A 16,088-nucleotide genomic window follows, 5' to 3' on the forward strand; every position below is an offset into this window, starting at 1 on the left:
GGACAGCGCCACGGTCAGCACCAGGGACGGCACCGGGGAGTACGAACAGCACATGCGTTACCGCGAACTCGGCCGTACCGGACTGACCGTGTCGGAGATCGGCTACGGAGCCTGGGGTCTGGGCCAGGGCGCCTGGGTCGGCGCCGACGACGACTCCGGCGTACGCGCCCTGCACCGCGCCCCCCAGGTCGGCGTCACCTTCATCGACACCGCCCGCGGCTACGACCGCAGCGAGAGCGTCGTCGGCCGGGCGCTCAGGGAACTCCGGGACGGCGGGGACGGCGTCCACGTGGCGACCAAGGTCGGGCCCAGGGTGCCGGTGTCGCTGGCGCCCAGCGGGCTCGACGTGCCGGAGACGTTCCCGGGCTGGCACCTGCGCGCGAGCCTGGAGACCAGCCTGCGCGCCCTCGGCCGCGACCACGTCGACCTCCTCCAGCTGCACACCTGGGAGGACGCGTGGACCGGCCGCGGCGACTGGCTGGAGACCGTGGACGCCCTCAAACGGGAGGGCAAGATCAGGTCGTTCGGGATCTCCGTCAAGGACCACCAGCCCGAGAACGTGCTCGACGTCCTGCGCACCGGCGTGGTGGACGTGGTCCAGGTCATCTACAACATCTTCGAACAGGCCCCGTCCGACGCCCTGTTGCCCGCCTGCGAGGAGTACGGCGTCGGCGTGATCGTCCGTGTCGCCCTCGACGAGGGCGCGCTGACCGGCTCGATCCGGACGGGCGTCACCTTCCCCGAAGGCGACTGGCGCAACTGGTACTTCAGGGACGACCGGCCCGCCCAGGTCGAGGAACACGTCGACGCGCTCCTCGCCGACCTGGGCACCGACGCCGGTCAACTCCCCTCCACCGCCCTGCGTTTCGCCCTCGCCGGACAGGCCGTTTCCACCGTCATCGTCGGCATGCGGTCCCTGCGCAACGTGGAGCGCAACGCGGCGATCGCCGACGCGCCCCCGCTCACCCCGAAGGAGCTGTCGGTGCTCGCCGGGCACCGCTGGGCCAAGAACTTCTACAGCTGACCGCCCTCCCGCGCGGTCACGAAGAAGCTGCGGCCGCGCGGTCCCGGTGGGCGCGGATCTCGTCGTGGTGCTCGGTGGCCCACGTGATCAGCGAGTTGACGATGCCGAGAAGGCTGCGGGACAGCGGGGTGAGCGCGTACTCCACCCGCGGCGGCACCTCCGCGTACGCGGTCCGCGTCACCAGTCCGTCCTGCACCAGCTGACGCAGCGTGAGCGTGAGCATGCGCTGGGAGATGCCGGGCACCTCGCGCTGCAGATCGGTGTAGCGCAGCGGGCCGATGTCCAGTACGGCGATCACCAGCACGCTCCACTTGTCGCCGACCCGGTCCAGCACCTGCCGTACGAAGTCGATCTGCTCGGCCGGAATGGCGGCGCACGGCCCCCGGTCTGCGGCGGGAACCGATCCGTTCGTGACCTCCATGGCGCACATTCTCCTCTGACACGGACACCGATGTGCCTTTTGTACGGCCTTCCATACTGGTCCACCATGGCGCTACGCACAAACAGTAAGAATTGGAGGTGCGCCATGAGGATCGAGATCTGGGCCGAGGTCACCTGCCCCTGGTGCGGTCTGGGCAGCCACCGTCTGGACCGGGCCGTGGAACGGTTCGAGCACGGCGACGAGGTCGAGGTGATCCACCGTTCACTGCCCCTCAGCGACAGCTTCCCCACGGGCGGGACGATCAGCGTCCGGGAGGCCCTGAAGCGCAAGCACGGCCTGGGCGGTGCCCAGCTGGAGGCCACGACCCGCAGGATCGAGGCGTTGGCCGAGCAGGAGGGCCTCAGCCCGTACATCGTGCTCGACAACCAGGTCGGCAACACCGGCCTCGCCCACGAGTTCCTCGCCCACGCCTCGGCCGAGGGCAAGAACCGCGCCGCCTGGGACGCGGTCTTCCGGGCCTACTTCGGCCGGGCCCGGCCCGTCTTCGGCCTCGACGCCCTGCTCGACCTGGCCGACGAACTCGGCCTGGACCGGGAGAAGACCCGGCAGGCGCTCACCGAGGGCCGGTTCCGGCAGCAGGTGCGCGACGAGGCGGAGCAGGCGCGGCGGCTGGGCGCCACGGGCGCGCCGTTCATCGTCATCGACGGCCGGTACGCACTGCCCGGCGCGCAGGACACCGAGACCCTGCTGCGGGCGCTGCGCGAGCTGTGGGACGACTCCCACGTGGCCGCCTCGGGTGGCACCGGCGAGGTCTGCGGCCCCGACGGCTGCGCGGTCCCGGCGGACCATCCCGCCCACGCCTGACTCCCGCTCACGGGTACCGGCGTCAACTTCCCTCTCTTTTCCCCACCTTGCCATGGAAAGGCCAGCCATGTCCTACCTCCTGCACATCGACGCCTCCGCGCTGGGCGACGCCTCCGTCTCCCGCCAGGTCGCCCAGTCCTTCCGCGCCGAGTGGGACGGCCCGGTCGTACACCGCGACCTCGCGCTGTCTCCCGTGCCCCACCTGAGCGCGGCGGGCATCGCCGCCCGAATCACCGACCCCGCCCTGCACACCCCGGAGCAGGCCGAGGCCGCGGCGGTCCAGAAGGAGCTCATCGACGAGTTCCTCGGCGCGGGCGCCTACCTGTTCACGGTGCCGATGTACAACTACTCGATGCCCTCGGTGTTCAAGGCCTGGCTCGACCAGATCCTGGCCGAGGGCCGCACCCTGGACTTCACCAACGGCCCCGCCAGCACCGGCCGTCCGGCCGTGCTGATCTCCGCGCGCGGCGGCGGTTACGGCCCCGGCACCCCCAACCACGGCAAGGACCACCTCGTGCCCGCGCTGGAGACCATCCTCGGCGACCCCCACACCCTCGGCCTCGCCCTGACCACGGTGACCCCCGAACTGACCCTGGCCCCCCACAAGCCGGCCCTGGCCGCGCTCATCCCGCTCCACGAGGCGTCCCTGGCCGGCGCCCACGAGCAGGCGGGCCGCCTGGCCGAGTCGATCGGCCGGAAGACCGCCGCCTGACGACGCCCCTCGGGAGCACGACGATCCGCTGCCGCCGCCGTCTCTTCGGCGGGGGCAGCGGGGGTTGAGACCTGTGGTGGGAGGCGCTGGTACGGTCCATCCGCTGTCGTACGGGACCGAGTCGCCGTCCGCCCTGCCGGGGCCGTCTGCGGGGACGCCAATCGTTTTCTGCCGGGGTCGATGTCGGTCAGCCGTCGGTCCCGGCCTGTCCCGGGGCGTACTCGAACCACCGCACGTGTGCCTCGGCCGCGTCGGTCGTGGTCCCGCCGGTGCCGTAGAGGCCGAGGTGGACGCCTACGAACCCACCGGCTCGTTCCGTGCTGAAGAAGGACCGTTCGATGCTTCCCAGGGTTGCCCCTGTGCCTGCCTCGACGCGGAAGGTGTAGTCCGACTCGTCGCTGTCGACCGCGAGGACCACCTCGTCGTCCGTCACCGTGATCGCCGCGAGGCGGGTCGCGGTGCCCGCCTCCACGGTGGTGAGGACGACCTGCGGGGTTCCTGAGGTGTCGGCGGTGAGGGCGAGGGTGGCGTGCTGGTGGTGGTTCTGGAAGACGGCCAGGCCCGCTTCTTGGGACGGGGCGGTGGCGGCGAGGTGGACGCGGGTCCTGGCGCGCATCCGCACATGCTGCTGGCGGCGGGCGAGGAACGCGGGAGTGCCGGTGGAGGTGAGGGCGTCGGGGGAGAGGCGGATGCGCAGGCCGGCCTTCTCTGAGCGGGCCTCGCCGGTTCCACCCTCTACGGCTCCGCCGCCTCCAGACTCCAGCGACACCAGACCATCGACCGGTCCCCGCAAGCTGTTCCACTCCGGCCCCAACACGGCCCCGTCGAACTCGTCCCGCACCACACCGTCCCCCTGCGCCACGGCCACCGCCCCCGCCGTGGCCCGCTCCGACAGCCGCACCCGCCCCGCGTCCGGCGCGAACACCGGGCCCCTGGGCGTCCATTCGACCGGGACGAGGAACACCTCGCGGCCGAGCGTGTGCGTGCCGTCGAGTGGTCGTACCCCCAACACGACGGCCCAGGTCTCCCCGGCGGGCGTGTCGACGAGGTCTGCGTGACCGACGTTGTGGATGGGCTCCGCGTCCCCGCGGTGGCGGTGGGTGAGCAGGGGGCTCCTGGGGTCCGTGGAGTAGGGGCCGGTGACGGTGCCGGAGCGGGCGGCCGTCACGGCGTGGTGGTGTTCCGTGCCTCCCTCGGCGGCGATGAGGTAGTAGACCCCGTCCCGCTTGTACACGTGCGGGGCCTCCACCCAGGCGCCGCGCATCGCGCCGTACCAGAGGGCGTGTGTGGGGCCGGTCAACGCGAGGGATTCCAGGTCGAGTTCGCGCATCCAGAGTTCGCCGGGACCCGTCACCTCCGGCTCGGCGGCGTCCCGGCAGGCGGTGAACCAGCAGCGGCCGTCGTCGTCGAAGAAGAGGGACGGGTCGATTCCCTCGGCCTCCAGGTCGGTCGGGTCCGACCAGGGACCGGCGGGGTCGGCGGCCGTGAACAGGAACGTGGTGCTGCCCTGACGGCCCCGCGCCAGGGTCACGACCACGTAGAAGGTCCCCTCGTGATGGCGGACGGTGGCGGCCCAGAGGCCGTCCGAGACGTCCAGGCCGGTCAGGGACACCTGGGAGGGGCGGTCCACGACATGGCCGAGCGGTGTCCAGTTCACCAGGTCGCGGCTGTGGAAGAGCGGGAGCCCGGGGAAGTACGCGAACGACGACGTGACCAGGTAGAAGTCCTCGCCGACCCGGCAGACGGAGGGGTCCGGGTGGCTGCCGGGGAGGACGGGGTTGGTGAAGGTCGGCACGGGCGCACTCCGAAGCGGGAGGGGTGGGAGGTGGCGGGAAGAGAGGTGGGTCGGGATTCGTCGGGCGGAGACCTTGACAGCTTGTTAACGTTAACATTGCCTTGGTTCCGGGCAAGAGGACCGGCAGAAGCCGGAACGCACCCCTCTCAGGAAAGAAGCGTGCATGTCGACTGCCAGGCAGGAACCCATCGATCGGCCGGCCTTCCCCACCCACTTCCTCCTCGGCTCCGCGACCGCGGCCTACCAGATCGAGGGCGCCGCCACCGAGGACGGCCGCGGCCCCTCCATCTGGGACACCTACTCGCACACCCCGGGCCGGACGTGGAACGGCGACACCGGCGACGTCGCCGCCGACCACTACCACCGCCTCGACGAAGACCTCGACCTCATGGCGTCCCTGGGGCTGAAGGCCTACCGGTTCTCGATCGCCTGGCCCCGCATCCAGGCGACGGGGCGCGGCCCGGCCAACCCCAAGGGGCTGGACTTCTACAGCCGTCTCGTCGACGGTCTGCTGGAGCGGGACATCGCCCCGGTCGCCACCCTCTACCACTGGGACCTGCCCCAGGCCCTGGAGGACGAGGGCGGCTGGACCGCGCGCGCCACCGCCGACGCCTTCGCCGACTACGCCCGTCTCGCGGGGGAGGCCCTCGGTGACCGCGTCGCGATCTGGACCACGCTGAACGAGCCTTGGTGCTCCGCCTATCTCGGCTACGGCTCCGGCGCCCATGCCCCCGGCCGCCGTGACGGAGCCGAGGCGCTGACCGCCGTGCACCACCTGAACCTCGCGCACGGACTGGCGGTCCAGCAGCTCAGGGCGGTCGCCACCAACGACCCGCAGTACTCGATCACCCTCAACTTCCATGTCCTGCGCGGTCAGGGTGAGGGCGGCGACGAGGCCGTACGCCGTATCGACGCCCTGGCCAACCGTGCCTTCACCGAGCCCCTGCTGCGCGGCCGGTATCCGCAGGACCTCGTCGAGGACACCGCGGCCGTCACCGACTGGTCGTTCGTGCGGGACGGCGACCTCGCCCAGATCCACCAGCCGCTGGACCTGCTCGGCGTCAACTACTACGCCACCACGACCGTCCGGCTGTGGGACGGGGTGACGCAGCGTCAGAACAACGACGGGCACAAGGACATGGGCGGATCGCCCTGGCCCGGATCGCCGCAGGTCGAGTTCGTCGCGCAGGACGGCCCGCACACCGCCATGGGCTGGAACATCGACCCCGACGGTCTCGAAGAACTCCTCCTGGACCTGCACGCCCGCTTCCCTGACCAGCCCCTGGTCATCACCGAGAACGGAGCGGCCTTCGAGGACCACCTCACCGTCGGCCCCGACGGCGCCCACGCCGTCCACGACCCCGAGCGCGTCGACTACCTCCACCGCCACCTCACCGCGGCCCACCGGGCCCTCACCGCCGGCGTCGATCTGCGCGGGTACTTCGTGTGGTCGCTGATGGACAACTTCGAGTGGGGATACGGGTATTCGAAGCGGTTCGGCATCGTCCACGTCGACTACGAGACCCAGCGCCGCACCCTGAAGGACAGCGCGCTCTGGTACCGGGAACTGGCGAAGACGGGGAGCATTCCGCCGGCGCGGGTCGAGGGGCGGAGCGTTTCTCTTTGACGGGGTGGTCAGTTGATCGGACGTGTCTGTCCGATCAGCCTCGATCTGGGGGTTTCGCCGTTTTGTTGAGGTGCGCGAGGTGATGTTCGGGAATCCTGTCGGGGTACATCTGCACACCACTGCAAGGAGAGCCCCCAGTGCGCTGCCCGACCCGGAAAGCCCTCGCCGCCCTCATCGCCGCAGCCGGCCTCGCCCTTCCCCTCCTCATGCCCACACCCGCCTCGGCTGCCACCACCACGAGCCGCTTCGCGAACTACCGCTACGGTGACTGCCTGCGCGAGTCCTCCGAGACCGAGCTCGCGGGCGACCGCTGCACCACCGGACGCGGCAGTCTCCTGTGGCAGTGGAACGGCCGCCTCAACACCAACACCACTCTGAAGAACAACTTCTGGGGCCGCTGCCTCGACAGCAATGACCGGGGCGACGTCTACCCCCTGCGCTGCAACGGCGGCTCCTACCAGAAGTGGCGCACCGTCCAGCCCGCCGCCCGCAGCGCCGTCATGCTCCAGAGCGTCGGCACGGGCCGCTGCCTCTACCAGCAGGACAACGGCTACTACCGCACTGCCACCTGTGACCGAGGCGCCCAGAACCAGCGCTTCACCATCGGCTGACGGATCTCTCGACCGCTTCAGGACGCCTCTGCAAGACGCCGCCGGGCGAGCAGCGCTTCTCTTACGCGAGGGTGGAAGGCGGTCCGTCGGCCGCGCAGGCCCGGGTCCGGGCCGGAGCGAAGAAACACGCTCCGGCCCGGACCTATCGAACGCGGATGTGCACGTTCTGCTGCGGGATCTCGTGCCGTGCCGCCCGCGCCTGCAACTCCTTGACCAGGTCGGGGCCGGGCCCCAGGACGTTGAAGGTGATGGGCGGTGCGGCGCGGCGTGTCAGTTCGAAGCGGTGGGACACCGTGAACAGCCAGGCGCCGTACGTGTGCTTCATGTGGGTCACGTCCGCCCACGCCGCCGTGCCCTGCCACTGCCCGAACTGGTCGGTGAGGATCAGGCCGTCGGCGTAGAGGAGGCACCGGTTCAGGTCGAGGGCGGCGGACAGCCGGCGCCAGGCCAGTCTCAGGCCGATCCAGACGAGCAGCAGCCCGGCCAGGAACGTGATCTTGAGCAGTGCGGACGGGGGTCGCGTGACGCACAGCATGCAGAGCGCCAGGACGTTCAGGACCGCGATCGTCCGCCACGCCATCTGGCCCAGGCTGCCCAGCACTCCCGTGATGGCGTACACGCGGTGACCGCCGCCGAACCCGCTCTCCCGCATGCGCTGTTGAAGAGCGGCACGCCGTCTCTGGGACAAACTCATCTTCTCCTCGACTTGCCGCCGCCCGCCCCGACGGCCGACGGCACGGCTCACCGTCCCAGAGCTCTCCCGTGCGTCCATCGGGGAAATTACTGAAGCCACTACGCAGGCGGCGGACGCGTTCCGGCCAGGGCCTCTCGGGGAAACGGTGGTCGCGGCCACGCTCCGCGCCCCGCGAGGCGTGACCGTCCTGGCCGAACTCGATCGGTGGAAGTTGTCACGTCAACAACAGTGTGGTTCAGTTGATGTGTCAACGATAATTTCTCCTCGGAACGGGAGCAGCTGTCATGAGCGACAAGAAGGTCATCGCGGTCGCCGGAGCCACGGGTGCGCAGGGCGGCGGTGCCGCGCGGGCGATCCTGGCCGACCCGGAGTCGGGCTTCACCGTGCGTGCGCTGACCCGTAACCCCGACGCCCCGGCCGCCGAGGAACTGGCCGGACTCGGCGCCGAGGTCGTCAAGGCGGACTTCTACGACGAGCCGTCGGTGCACAAGGCGTTCGAGGGCGCGTACGGCGCCTTCCTGGTCACCAACTTCTGGGCGCACGGTTCGGCGGCCAAGGAGACCGAGGAGGTCGAGACCCTGGTCGGGGCCGCCAAGGCCGCCGGGTTGAAGCATGTGGTGTGGTCGACGCTGGAGGACACCCGCGAGCTGCTGCCGCTGGAGGACGAGCGGATGCCCGTCCTCCAGGAGAAGTACAACGTGCCGCACTTCGACGCCAAGGGCGAGGCGAACGAGCTGTTCCGGCAGGCCGGCGTGCCGACCACCTTCCTGAACACCACGTTCTTCTTCCAGGGCTTCCTGTCGATGATGGGCCCGAAGCGCGGCGAGGACGGCGTGCTGACGCTGACCCTGCCGTTCGAGGACGGCAAGCTGCTGGCCGGCGTCGACGTGGACGACATCGGCCGCACCGCCCTGGCCATCCTCAAGGACCCCGAGCGGTTCGTCGGCCACACCGTCGGCCTGGCGGGCGACCACCTGACCGGCGCCCAGTACGCGGAGAAGATCGGGGCGGCTGTCGGTGAGCCGGTGCGCTTCCAGTCGGTGCCCTACGACGTCTTCCGCGGCCTCGGTGTACCGGCGGGCGACGAGATCGCCAACATGTTCCAGTACTACGGCGACTTCGACCAGGAGTTCACCGGCGCCCGCGATCTGGGCGAACTCCGGGAGATCCACCCGGAGCTGAAGAGCTTCGACGACTGGCTGGCCGAGAACGGCCCGGACATCCAGGTCGGCTGAGAACGCCACCGCTACGGGCCGGGCTCCCGTGCCAGGGGACCGGCCCGTCACTCATTCGATGAACTGTCAACTACGCGTACACTCTCCGCATGGCAGAGACAGCGCGATGGCTGACACCGGAGGAACAGCGCGCCTGGCGCGGCTTCGTCCGGCTGCACGAACGGCTCGGCGGTCGCCTCGGGCGCATGCTCCAGTCGGAGTCGAACGTGTCGCCCGCGGACTTCGCGGTGCTGGTCCATCTGACGGACACACCGGACGGACGGCAGCGGTACCAGGATCTGGCGCGGGCGCTGGAGTGGGAGAAGAGCCGGATGTCCCACCACATCGCCCGGATGGCAGGGCGGGGCATGGTGGTGCGCGAGGAGTGCGCCGAGGACGCGCGCGGGGCGTTCGTGGTGATCACCGACGCCGGCCGGTGCGCGATCGAGGCCGCCGCCCCCCGTCATGTCGAGGCGGTGCGCGAGCTGTTCATGGACCATGTCACGCCCGCGGAACTGCGCGTGCTGACCGACATCTCCGAGCGCGTCATCGGCAAGCTGGACGAGGACCCGGCCTGAGCGGCGACGCCGCTCAGGGTGCCGCGGTCGTCAGTCGGGCACCGGCGCGGTCTGCGGACGGCGGGCCGCCGGTACCGGGTGCTTGCTCAGGATCGACACGCGGTTGAACGCGCCGATGGTGATCGCCACCCAGATCACGGCGGAGATCTGGTCCTCGGTGAGGGTGCGGCGCGCGGTCTCGTAGGCGGACGTCTGGGCGGCGGCGTCCGTGGGGTCGTTCGTCGCCTCGGCGAGCGCGAGCGCCGCCCGCTCCACGTCGGTGAACACGTCGGTGTCCCGCCAGGCCGCCAGCACCCCGAGCCGCTGCGCCGACTCGCCGGCGCGCAGCGCCTTGCGGGTGTGCAGGTCGAGGCAGAAGGCGCAGCCGTTCAGCTGGGACACCCGGAGATTGACCAACTCCACGGTGGTGCGGTCGAGTCCGGCCTCGGCGGCCGTCGCGCCCACCGCCTCCGAGGTCTCCACCAGGGCGTGGAAGGCCTTCGGGCTCTGCTTGTCGATGAAGATCCTCCGGGGTGCGGATCCATCGGCTCGCTCGTTCACTTCGTGCCTCCTTCGGGGCTGCCCACGGGACTGTACGCCAGGTGGGTGCAGTAGCCATCCGCCCGCCCCCGTGGCATGGTAGTTGATGTGACAACTAGAGCATGTGGGAGGCGGTCCCGGTGAGCAACGTGGAAACCGACCCGGCGGCACTGCGCTGCAAGGCGGCCGAGGACCCCGACCGGCCGGACGGGAGCCCCCGGGTGGAGGTGCTGTCGGCCCGCGAAGTGCCCCTGGGCGGCCCCCGGGCCCTTCAGGTGCGCCGCACGCTGCCCCAGCGGGCCCGGACCCTGATCGGCGCCTGGTGCTTCGCCGATCACTACGGCCCCGTCGACGCCTCCGCGACCGGCATGGACGTACCCCCGCATCCGCACACCGGTCTCCAGACCGTGAGCTGGCTGTTCAGCGGCGAGATCGAGCACCGCGACACGCTCGGCTCGCACGCCCTGATCCGGCCCGGCGAGCTGAACCTCATGACCGGCGGCCACGGCATCGCCCACTCGGAGGTCTCCACCCCGGACACCACCGTCATCCACGGCGTCCAGCTCTGGGTGGCGCTGCCCGAGCGGCACCGGCACGCCGCACGCGACTTCCAGCATCACGTCCCTCAAGCCGTGCGTCTCGACGGGGCCGACATCAAGGTCTTCCTCGGCTCCCTCGCCGGAACCACCTCGCCGGTGCGCACCTTCACCCCGCTGCTCGGCGCCGAGATCGTCCTCGCTCCGCGCGCGGCGATCACCCTCGACCTGGACACCGCCTTCGAGCACGGCCTCCTCGTGGACAGCGGGGACGTCCGGCTGATCGACACGGTCCTGCGGCCCGCCGAACTCGGCTACGTCCCCTGCGGCGCCGACACCCTGACCCTGGTCAACGAGTCGGACGCCCCCGCCCGCACGATCCTGCTCGGCGGACCTCCCTTCGAGGAGGAGATCGTCATGTGGTGGAACTTCATCGGCCGCAGCCACGAGGACATCGTCCGGGCCCGGGATGACTGGGAGGCGGCCTCCGACCGCTTCGGCAGCGTCGAGGGCTACCCCGGACGCCGGCTGGCCGCCCCGGCCCTGCCCAACGCCGTCATCACCCCGCGCGGCAACCCGCCGCGCCGCTGACCGCCGCAGGGAAGGCGGCTCATGGGTGAGTCCTCCGCCGTCCCCGCCCGCCGCGGCCTGGCCGCCCCGGCCGAAGGTGCCCGCGCCGGCCGCGGAATAGGCGGGTGCCGGGGTGTGTTGCAGGCGTGTAGTTGATGTATCAACAGTCAGGAGAGGTGAGGGCGATGCAGTTCGGCATCTTCACCGTGGGTGATGTGTCCACCGACCCGAACACGGGACGTACGCCGACCGAGCATGAGCGGATCAAGGCGATGGTGGCCCTCGCGCGCAAGGCCGAGGAGGTCGGACTCGACGTCTTCGCGACCGGCGAGCACCACAACCGGCCGTTCGTGCCGTCCTCGCCGACGACCCTGCTCGGCCACATCGCCGCGCACACCGACCGGATCGTCCTGTCGACCTCCACCACCCTGATCACCACCAACGACCCGGTGAAGATCGCCGAGGACTACGCGATGCTCCAGCATCTGGCCGACGGGCGCGTCGACCTGATGATGGGGCGTGGCAACACCGGCCCGGTCTACCCGTGGTTCGGCAAGGACATCCGCGACGGCGTCGGTCTCGCCGTGGAGAACTACGCGCTGCTGCACCGGCTGTGGCGCGAGGACGTCGTGGACTGGCAGGGCCGGTTCCGCACCCCCCTCCAGGGTTTCACCGCCACACCGCGCCCGCTGGACGGCGTACCGCCGTTCGTCTGGCACGGGTCCATCCGCTCCCCGGAGATCGCCGAACAGGCCGCGTACTACGGCGACGGCTTCTTCCACAACAACATCTTCTGGCCGAAGGAGCACACCCGGAAGCTGATCGAGCTGTACCGGCAGCGGTACGCCCACTACGGCCACGGCACGGCCGAGCAGGCGATCGTAGGACTCGGCGGACAGGTCTACATGCGGCACAACTCCCAGGACGCCATACGGGAGTTCCGCCCCGTCTTCGACCACTCGCCGGTCATGGGAGGCGGGCTCCCGATGGAGGAGTACATGGAGCAGACACCGCTGACCGTCGGCACTCCCGAGCAGGTCGTCGAGAAGACGCTCACCTTCCGCGAGTACGCCGGTGACTACCAGCGCCAGCTGTTCGTCGTGGACGGTGGCGGAATCCCGCTGAAGGCCGCGCTGGAGCAGATCGACCTGCTCGGCGAGGAGGTCGTACCGGTGCTGCGCAAGGAGTTCGCGGTGAACCGGCCGGCCGGGGTGCCCGACGCCCCCACCCACGCCTCCCTGCTCGCCGCCCGTGAGGCGCGGCACGCGGTGACCGCCGACCCCGCCGTCTGACACCGAACGACACAGCCCGTAGCGACGGAGGAACCATGAACGACTTCAACGCCTACCCGGCCACCGGCGGCGTCGCCCCCGACCGCTGGGCCAGCGCGCTGCACCTCTTCGACGACGGCGTCGGCGTGCCGCACGAGGAGAGCACCGTCGAGCGCTGGGAGCGGGCGCAACTGCTGTTCGAGGCGCGGGACTACAGCGGCGCCGCGAAGCTCCTCGACGCCGTCGTCGAGGAGGCGCCGGAGCAGACCGGCCCCCGGCTGCTGCTGGCCCGCGCCTACTACCACTCCGCCCAACTGCGGCGCGCCGAGGAGCAGTTGCGCGTGATCGTGGAGCGGGACCCGGTGGAGCACTACGCCCACCTGATGCTCGGGCGCACCCTCCAGCGGCAGGGGCGCCAGGCGGACGCGGAGCCCTGGCTGCGGATGGCCGGCGCGTTCGCGGGAGAGTTCCCGGACGACGAGTGAACCGCGCGGGCGGAGCGGGGTCGGCGGGCATCGGGTTGGGCCGGTGTGCGCCGCCTTGCTCCGGCGCGCTGCACAGCGGCCTGTCTGAGCGCGACTCCCAACTCCTCCACGACTACCCGGCGTTGCCCGGCGCCGGCGCGAGCTGGTACGTGCCGATGGCGCTCGCGGTGGCCTTTGCCGCCACGAACCTTTGCACCCGGGCCGCCGTCACCGTGGTCGCCCTGTCCGTCGTCAGCCACGCGATGCTCACCACGGACCGGCCCGAACTCTGCGCCCTGCTCGCCGCGCCCGCACAGCCCGACGCACACGTGATCCCGCTCCGGTCGCGCCACGCCGGGTTCGTGTGATCGGAGGTGCCGGGTGCCCTTGTGCCGGTTGGCGATGGGGCGGGCATGGGCTTCGTCGTCGTACGACTTCCTGTTCGCCGTGCCTGGGCCGGGGGCCGGAAGCCGCTGTTCGCAGGGTCGCGGGAAGGCTGAAACATGGGGTTCGAAGGGGCGGGTGTCCGGCCGGGACCCGCCCCTTCGTCGGACCTGCGCGGACTACTCCGCGTCCGCCGGGCGCGGGTGGCGCGGAATGCCCAGGGCGCACAGCGCGCCGAAGAGGACCACCGCGACACCCACCCACACCGCCGGGTGGAGACCGTCCACGAACTCCTGCGGGCTGCGCGTGCTGCCGTACGTCACGAAGACCGTGCTCAGTACGGCGATGCCGAGCGCGCCGCCGATCTCGCGGACGGTGGTGTTGGCGCCCGACGCCTTGCCCGCGTGCTCACGGCTGACCGAGCCGAGGACGACGGCGGCGGTCGGGGCGAAGACGAAGCCCATGCCGATACCGGCGACGATCATCGGGCCGACCATGGCGGAGTACGCCGTGTCGGTGTCCGCGACGAGGTTGATCCAGCCGAGGCCCACGCCCTGGAGGAAGAGACCGAGGGCCATCAGCCGGCCGCCGCCGACCTTGTCGGTGAGCAGACCCGCGACCGGCGCCACGAACATCGGCATCAGCGTCCAGGCGAGGGTGCGCACACCGGCCTCCAGCGGGGTGCGCGGGGGCACGATCTGGAGGTACTGGGCGAGCAGGAAGAGCGAGCCGAACACACCGAAGTACATGGTCGCGGAGACGATGTTGGTGAGGGTGAAGGCGCGGACCCGGTAGAAGGACAAAGGCAGCATGGGCTCGGCTGTCCGGGACTCCCAGACCACGAACACGGCCAGCAGCAGCGCGCCCGCCGCGAACGCGCCCAGCACCTTCCCCGACGTCCAGCCGTCGGGCTCGCCGTGCACGATCGCCCACACCACCGCGCACAGTCCGGCCGCCGCCAGCACCATGCCGGCCAGGTCGAGGCGGACACCGGGCAGGGAGCTCTCCCGCAGCGCGAACAGGACCAGCGGGACGGCGATCACGCAGACCGGCACGTTGATCCAGAAGATCCAGCGCCAGTCGAGACCGTCGACCACGGCGCCGCCCACGACGGGGCCCATCGCCACGGCCAGACCGCTCACCCCGGACCAGACGCCGAGCGCCATCCCGCGCAGCCGCTCGGGCACCGCCTGGGACAGCAGGGTCAGCGAGAGCGGCATGACGGCCGCCGCGCCGAAGCCCTGGATCGTGCGGAAGGTGATCAGCCCGCTGCTGGTGTCGGCGAGACCGCAGCCGATGGAGGCCAGGGTGAACACGGCGATGCCGGTGACGAAGACCCGGCGGCGGCCGAAGCGGTCACCGAGCGCCGCGCCGGTCATCAGCAGGCAGGCGAAGCTGAGGACGTAGGCGTTGACGAACCACTGGAGTTCCTGGGTGTCGGCCTTCAGATCGACGGCCAGGGTGTGCAGGGCCGTGGAGACGACGAGATTGTCGAGCGCGACCATGAACATGGGCACGCTCGCGGCGACGATCGCGAGCCAGAGGGGGATGCGTCGGCCCTCGGGGGCGGGGGCGGCCGGCTTGTCGAGGACCGGGCTCTCTTCGGACAGCGTCATGGTGGGGGAGTCTCCTGAGTGAGGGGTGTCAGGCACCGGTGCGGTCCTGTTCGGCTTCCGTTTCGGCTTCGGCTTCGGCTTCGGCATTGGCTTCCGCTTCCGCTTCCGCTTCGGCGAGCCGGCGTCGGGCGTCGGCCCAGTCGATGGGCAGGCCGGCGGCCGGGACCTGCCAGAAGGTGAAGACCGAATCCTTCATCGTGGGGCGAAGTCCGGTCATGATCGACTTGTGCGGTTCGGTCCGCGCGTACCGGTAGAGCGCGTCCCGGTCCTCCCAGGCCGACAGCGTCCAGAAGGTGCGCCCGAGCGGCTGGGCGATCAGCGAGGCGCCGTACGCGCCGGGAGCCCGGGAGACCTGCCGCCACGCGGCCAGGGACTTGAGGAAGAAGCGGGGCACGTCCTTGAGCGAGCGCACCTCCAACCGGGACGCCATGACGAATGCCTCGGCGTCGGCGGCGGGGGTGCTGACGGTGGTCCAGCGCAGGGTGGGCATGGCGACGGCCTTCTCCCGAGAAAATTGGATACCTCTACTATCTATGTTAGACAGTAGAGGTATCCAATTTTCAAGTGGCGGGACGGGAAACGATGCGTATCTCCGAGCTGAGCCGCCGCAGCGGCGTCTCCGTGACGACGATCAAGTACTACCTCCGCGAGGGCCTGCTCCCGTCCGGCCGCCAGACCTCCGCCACCCAGGCCGAGTACGACGAGGAGCACCTGCGCAGGCTCCGGCTGATCCGCGCCCTCACCGGCGTCCGGGGCCTGTCCGTCAACACCACCCGCCATCTCCTCGACGTCCTCGCCGAGCACACCGGGGACACCCACCGCCAGCTCGGCCTCGCCCTCGGCGCCATCCGGCTGGAGGAGACACCCCCGGAGGAGGTACCGGAGACGGCGGCGGTCGACGCGCTGGTCGACAAGCTCGGCTGGCGGGTGCACGAGGCGGCACCGGCCCGTGCCGCCCTCGCCGAGACCCTCGCCTCGCTGCGCTCCCTCGGCGCCCCGCTGGACTGGCACACCCTGCTGCCCTACGCCCGCCTCGCCGAGCGGACCGCCGTCCTGGACCTCGACCAACTGGACGGCATCGGCGAGCCGTTGGAGAAGGCCGAGCGCGCCCTGCTGCTGACCGTCCTCCTGGAACCCGCGCTGCTCGCGCTGCGGCGCCTGGCCCAGGAGAACGAGTCGGCACGCCGGCACGCCGACGGCGAGAGCTGAGCGCCGGTTCGCCGACGG

Annotated in this window: 18 protein-coding genes; 12 read left to right on the forward strand and 6 right to left on the reverse strand. The window is 70.9% G+C overall.

The genetic code is table 11. The features are described from left to right. The first annotated feature begins 52 nt into the window (after positions 1-52). Positions 53-1,024 (forward strand): aldo/keto reductase, encoded by a 972-nt coding sequence (locus G3I78_RS30685; RefSeq protein WP_164430460.1) that lies wholly within the window; start codon positions 53-55, stop codon positions 1,022-1,024. A 16-nt stretch (positions 1,025-1,040) separates the two neighbouring features. On the opposite strand, the gene G3I78_RS30690 is transcribed toward G3I78_RS30685, so the two are convergent. Further along, positions 1,041-1,445 carry a helix-turn-helix domain-containing protein gene (locus G3I78_RS30690; protein WP_203615765.1) on the reverse strand — a complete coding sequence of 135 codons (405 nt, stop codon included), beginning with the start codon at positions 1,443-1,445 and terminating at the stop codon, positions 1,041-1,043. A 105-nt stretch (positions 1,446-1,550) separates the two neighbouring features. Between G3I78_RS30690 and G3I78_RS30695 the strand changes: the two genes are divergently transcribed. Together G3I78_RS30695 and G3I78_RS30700 are read left to right on the forward strand one after the other, a co-directional pair. Further along, on the forward strand, positions 1,551-2,270 hold the full coding sequence (locus tag G3I78_RS30695; RefSeq protein WP_164430464.1) for a DsbA family oxidoreductase: 720 nt from the start codon (positions 1,551-1,553) through the stop codon (positions 2,268-2,270). Positions 2,271-2,337: 67 nt separating this feature from the next. Further along, on the forward strand, positions 2,338-2,982 hold the full coding sequence (locus tag G3I78_RS30700; protein ID WP_164430467.1) for an NAD(P)H-dependent oxidoreductase: 645 nt from the start codon (positions 2,338-2,340) through the stop codon (positions 2,980-2,982). 187 nt (positions 2,983-3,169) lie between these two features. Here the strand turns inward: G3I78_RS30700 and G3I78_RS53260 are convergent, their stop codons facing one another. Further along, positions 3,170-4,777, reverse strand: a complete 1,608-nt coding sequence (locus tag G3I78_RS53260; RefSeq protein ID WP_164430469.1) for a glycoside hydrolase family 43 protein — start codon at positions 4,775-4,777, stop codon at positions 3,170-3,172. Positions 4,778-4,940: 163 nt separating this feature from the next. Here G3I78_RS53260 and G3I78_RS30710 point away from each other — a divergent pair, with 163 nt between their 5' ends. Then, positions 4,941-6,404, forward strand: a complete 1,464-nt coding sequence (locus G3I78_RS30710) for a GH1 family beta-glucosidase (RefSeq protein WP_164430471.1) — start codon at positions 4,941-4,943, stop codon at positions 6,402-6,404. 137 nt (positions 6,405-6,541) lie between these two features. Further along, positions 6,542-7,015 (forward strand): hypothetical protein, encoded by a 474-nt coding sequence (locus G3I78_RS30715; RefSeq protein ID WP_164430473.1) that lies wholly within the window; start codon positions 6,542-6,544, stop codon positions 7,013-7,015. Positions 7,016-7,157: 142 nt separating this feature from the next. Here the strand turns inward: G3I78_RS30715 and G3I78_RS30720 are convergent, their stop codons facing one another. Then, on the reverse strand, positions 7,158-7,709 hold the full coding sequence (locus tag G3I78_RS30720; protein ID WP_164430475.1) for a hypothetical protein: 552 nt from the start codon (positions 7,707-7,709) through the stop codon (positions 7,158-7,160). A gap of 284 nt (positions 7,710-7,993) precedes the next feature. Here G3I78_RS30720 and G3I78_RS30725 point away from each other — a divergent pair, with 284 nt between their 5' ends. Beyond that, positions 7,994-8,944: an NmrA/HSCARG family protein gene (locus G3I78_RS30725; RefSeq protein WP_164430477.1), complete on the forward strand. Its 951-nt coding sequence runs from the start codon at positions 7,994-7,996 to the stop codon at positions 8,942-8,944. 89 nt (positions 8,945-9,033) lie between these two features. Continuing rightward, entirely contained in the window at positions 9,034-9,501 is a 468-nt protein-coding gene (locus G3I78_RS30730) for a MarR family winged helix-turn-helix transcriptional regulator (RefSeq protein ID WP_164430479.1), read from the forward strand. Between the two features lie 30 nt (positions 9,502-9,531). On the opposite strand, the gene G3I78_RS30735 is transcribed toward G3I78_RS30730, so the two are convergent. Then, positions 9,532-10,041, reverse strand: a complete 510-nt coding sequence (locus G3I78_RS30735; protein WP_164430481.1) for a carboxymuconolactone decarboxylase family protein — start codon at positions 10,039-10,041, stop codon at positions 9,532-9,534. A 119-nt stretch (positions 10,042-10,160) separates the two neighbouring features. On the opposite strand from G3I78_RS30735, the gene G3I78_RS30740 reads away from it, so the two are divergent. From G3I78_RS30740 to G3I78_RS30755, 4 genes are all read left to right on the forward strand, one after another. Continuing rightward, on the forward strand, positions 10,161-11,147 hold the full coding sequence (locus G3I78_RS30740) for a pirin family protein (RefSeq protein ID WP_164430483.1): 987 nt from the start codon (positions 10,161-10,163) through the stop codon (positions 11,145-11,147). Positions 11,148-11,311: 164 nt separating this feature from the next. Continuing rightward, a complete protein-coding gene (locus G3I78_RS30745; protein ID WP_164430485.1) occupies positions 11,312-12,418 on the forward strand; it encodes an LLM class flavin-dependent oxidoreductase in 1,107 nt (368 codons plus the stop codon). A gap of 35 nt (positions 12,419-12,453) precedes the next feature. Beyond that, positions 12,454-12,882: a tetratricopeptide repeat protein gene (locus G3I78_RS30750; protein WP_164430487.1), complete on the forward strand. Its 429-nt coding sequence runs from the start codon at positions 12,454-12,456 to the stop codon at positions 12,880-12,882. Continuing rightward, positions 12,879-13,229, forward strand: coding sequence for a hypothetical protein (locus tag G3I78_RS30755; RefSeq protein WP_164430489.1), 351 nt, complete (start codon positions 12,879-12,881; stop codon positions 13,227-13,229). The genes G3I78_RS30750 and G3I78_RS30755 overlap by 4 nt, the downstream gene beginning before the upstream one ends. A 195-nt stretch (positions 13,230-13,424) precedes the next feature. Here G3I78_RS30755 and G3I78_RS30760 read toward each other — a convergent pair whose 3' ends face one another. Further along, a complete protein-coding gene (locus tag G3I78_RS30760; protein WP_164430491.1) occupies positions 13,425-14,861 on the reverse strand; it encodes an MFS transporter in 1,437 nt (478 codons plus the stop codon). 28 nt (positions 14,862-14,889) lie between these two features. Then, positions 14,890-15,351 (reverse strand): DUF3291 domain-containing protein, encoded by a 462-nt coding sequence (locus G3I78_RS30765; protein ID WP_164430493.1) that lies wholly within the window; start codon positions 15,349-15,351, stop codon positions 14,890-14,892. A 92-nt stretch (positions 15,352-15,443) separates the two neighbouring features. Here G3I78_RS30765 and G3I78_RS30770 point away from each other — a divergent pair, with 92 nt between their 5' ends. Continuing rightward, positions 15,444-16,070 carry a MerR family transcriptional regulator gene (locus G3I78_RS30770; protein ID WP_164430495.1) on the forward strand — a complete coding sequence of 209 codons (627 nt, stop codon included), beginning with the start codon at positions 15,444-15,446 and terminating at the stop codon, positions 16,068-16,070. Positions 16,071-16,088 lie beyond the last annotated feature (18 nt).

Source organism: Streptomyces sp. SID13726 (assembly GCF_010548375.1).
Lineage (GTDB): Bacteria > Actinomycetota > Actinomycetes > Streptomycetales > Streptomycetaceae > Streptomyces.

Bases quoted from the DNA above. Each gene is read 5' to 3' on its own strand.
- G3I78_RS30760 (WP_164430491.1), bottom strand. From the start codon at position 14,861: ATGACGCTGTCCGAAGAGAGCCCGGTCCTCGACAAGCCGGCCGCCCCC.
- G3I78_RS30700 (WP_164430467.1), top strand. From the start codon at position 2,338: ATGTCCTACCTCCTGCACATCGACGCCTCCGCGCTGGGCGACGCCTCC.
- G3I78_RS30730 (WP_164430479.1), top strand. From the start codon at position 9,034: ATGGCAGAGACAGCGCGATGGCTGACACCGGAGGAACAGCGCGCCTGG.
- G3I78_RS30695 (WP_164430464.1), top strand. From the start codon at position 1,551: ATGAGGATCGAGATCTGGGCCGAGGTCACCTGCCCCTGGTGCGGTCTG.
- G3I78_RS30770 (WP_164430495.1), top strand. From the start codon at position 15,444: ATGCGTATCTCCGAGCTGAGCCGCCGCAGCGGCGTCTCCGTGACGACG.
- G3I78_RS30690 (WP_203615765.1), bottom strand. From the start codon at position 1,445: ATGGAGGTCACGAACGGATCGGTTCCCGCCGCAGACCGGGGGCCGTGC.
- G3I78_RS30745 (WP_164430485.1), top strand. From the start codon at position 11,312: ATGCAGTTCGGCATCTTCACCGTGGGTGATGTGTCCACCGACCCGAAC.
- G3I78_RS30725 (WP_164430477.1), top strand. From the start codon at position 7,994: ATGAGCGACAAGAAGGTCATCGCGGTCGCCGGAGCCACGGGTGCGCAG.
- G3I78_RS30710 (WP_164430471.1), top strand. From the start codon at position 4,941: ATGTCGACTGCCAGGCAGGAACCCATCGATCGGCCGGCCTTCCCCACC.
- G3I78_RS30765 (WP_164430493.1), bottom strand. From the start codon at position 15,351: ATGCCCACCCTGCGCTGGACCACCGTCAGCACCCCCGCCGCCGACGCC.
- G3I78_RS30720 (WP_164430475.1), bottom strand. From the start codon at position 7,709: ATGAGTTTGTCCCAGAGACGGCGTGCCGCTCTTCAACAGCGCATGCGG.
- G3I78_RS30750 (WP_164430487.1), top strand. From the start codon at position 12,454: ATGAACGACTTCAACGCCTACCCGGCCACCGGCGGCGTCGCCCCCGAC.
- G3I78_RS30685 (WP_164430460.1), top strand. From the start codon at position 53: ATGCGTTACCGCGAACTCGGCCGTACCGGACTGACCGTGTCGGAGATC.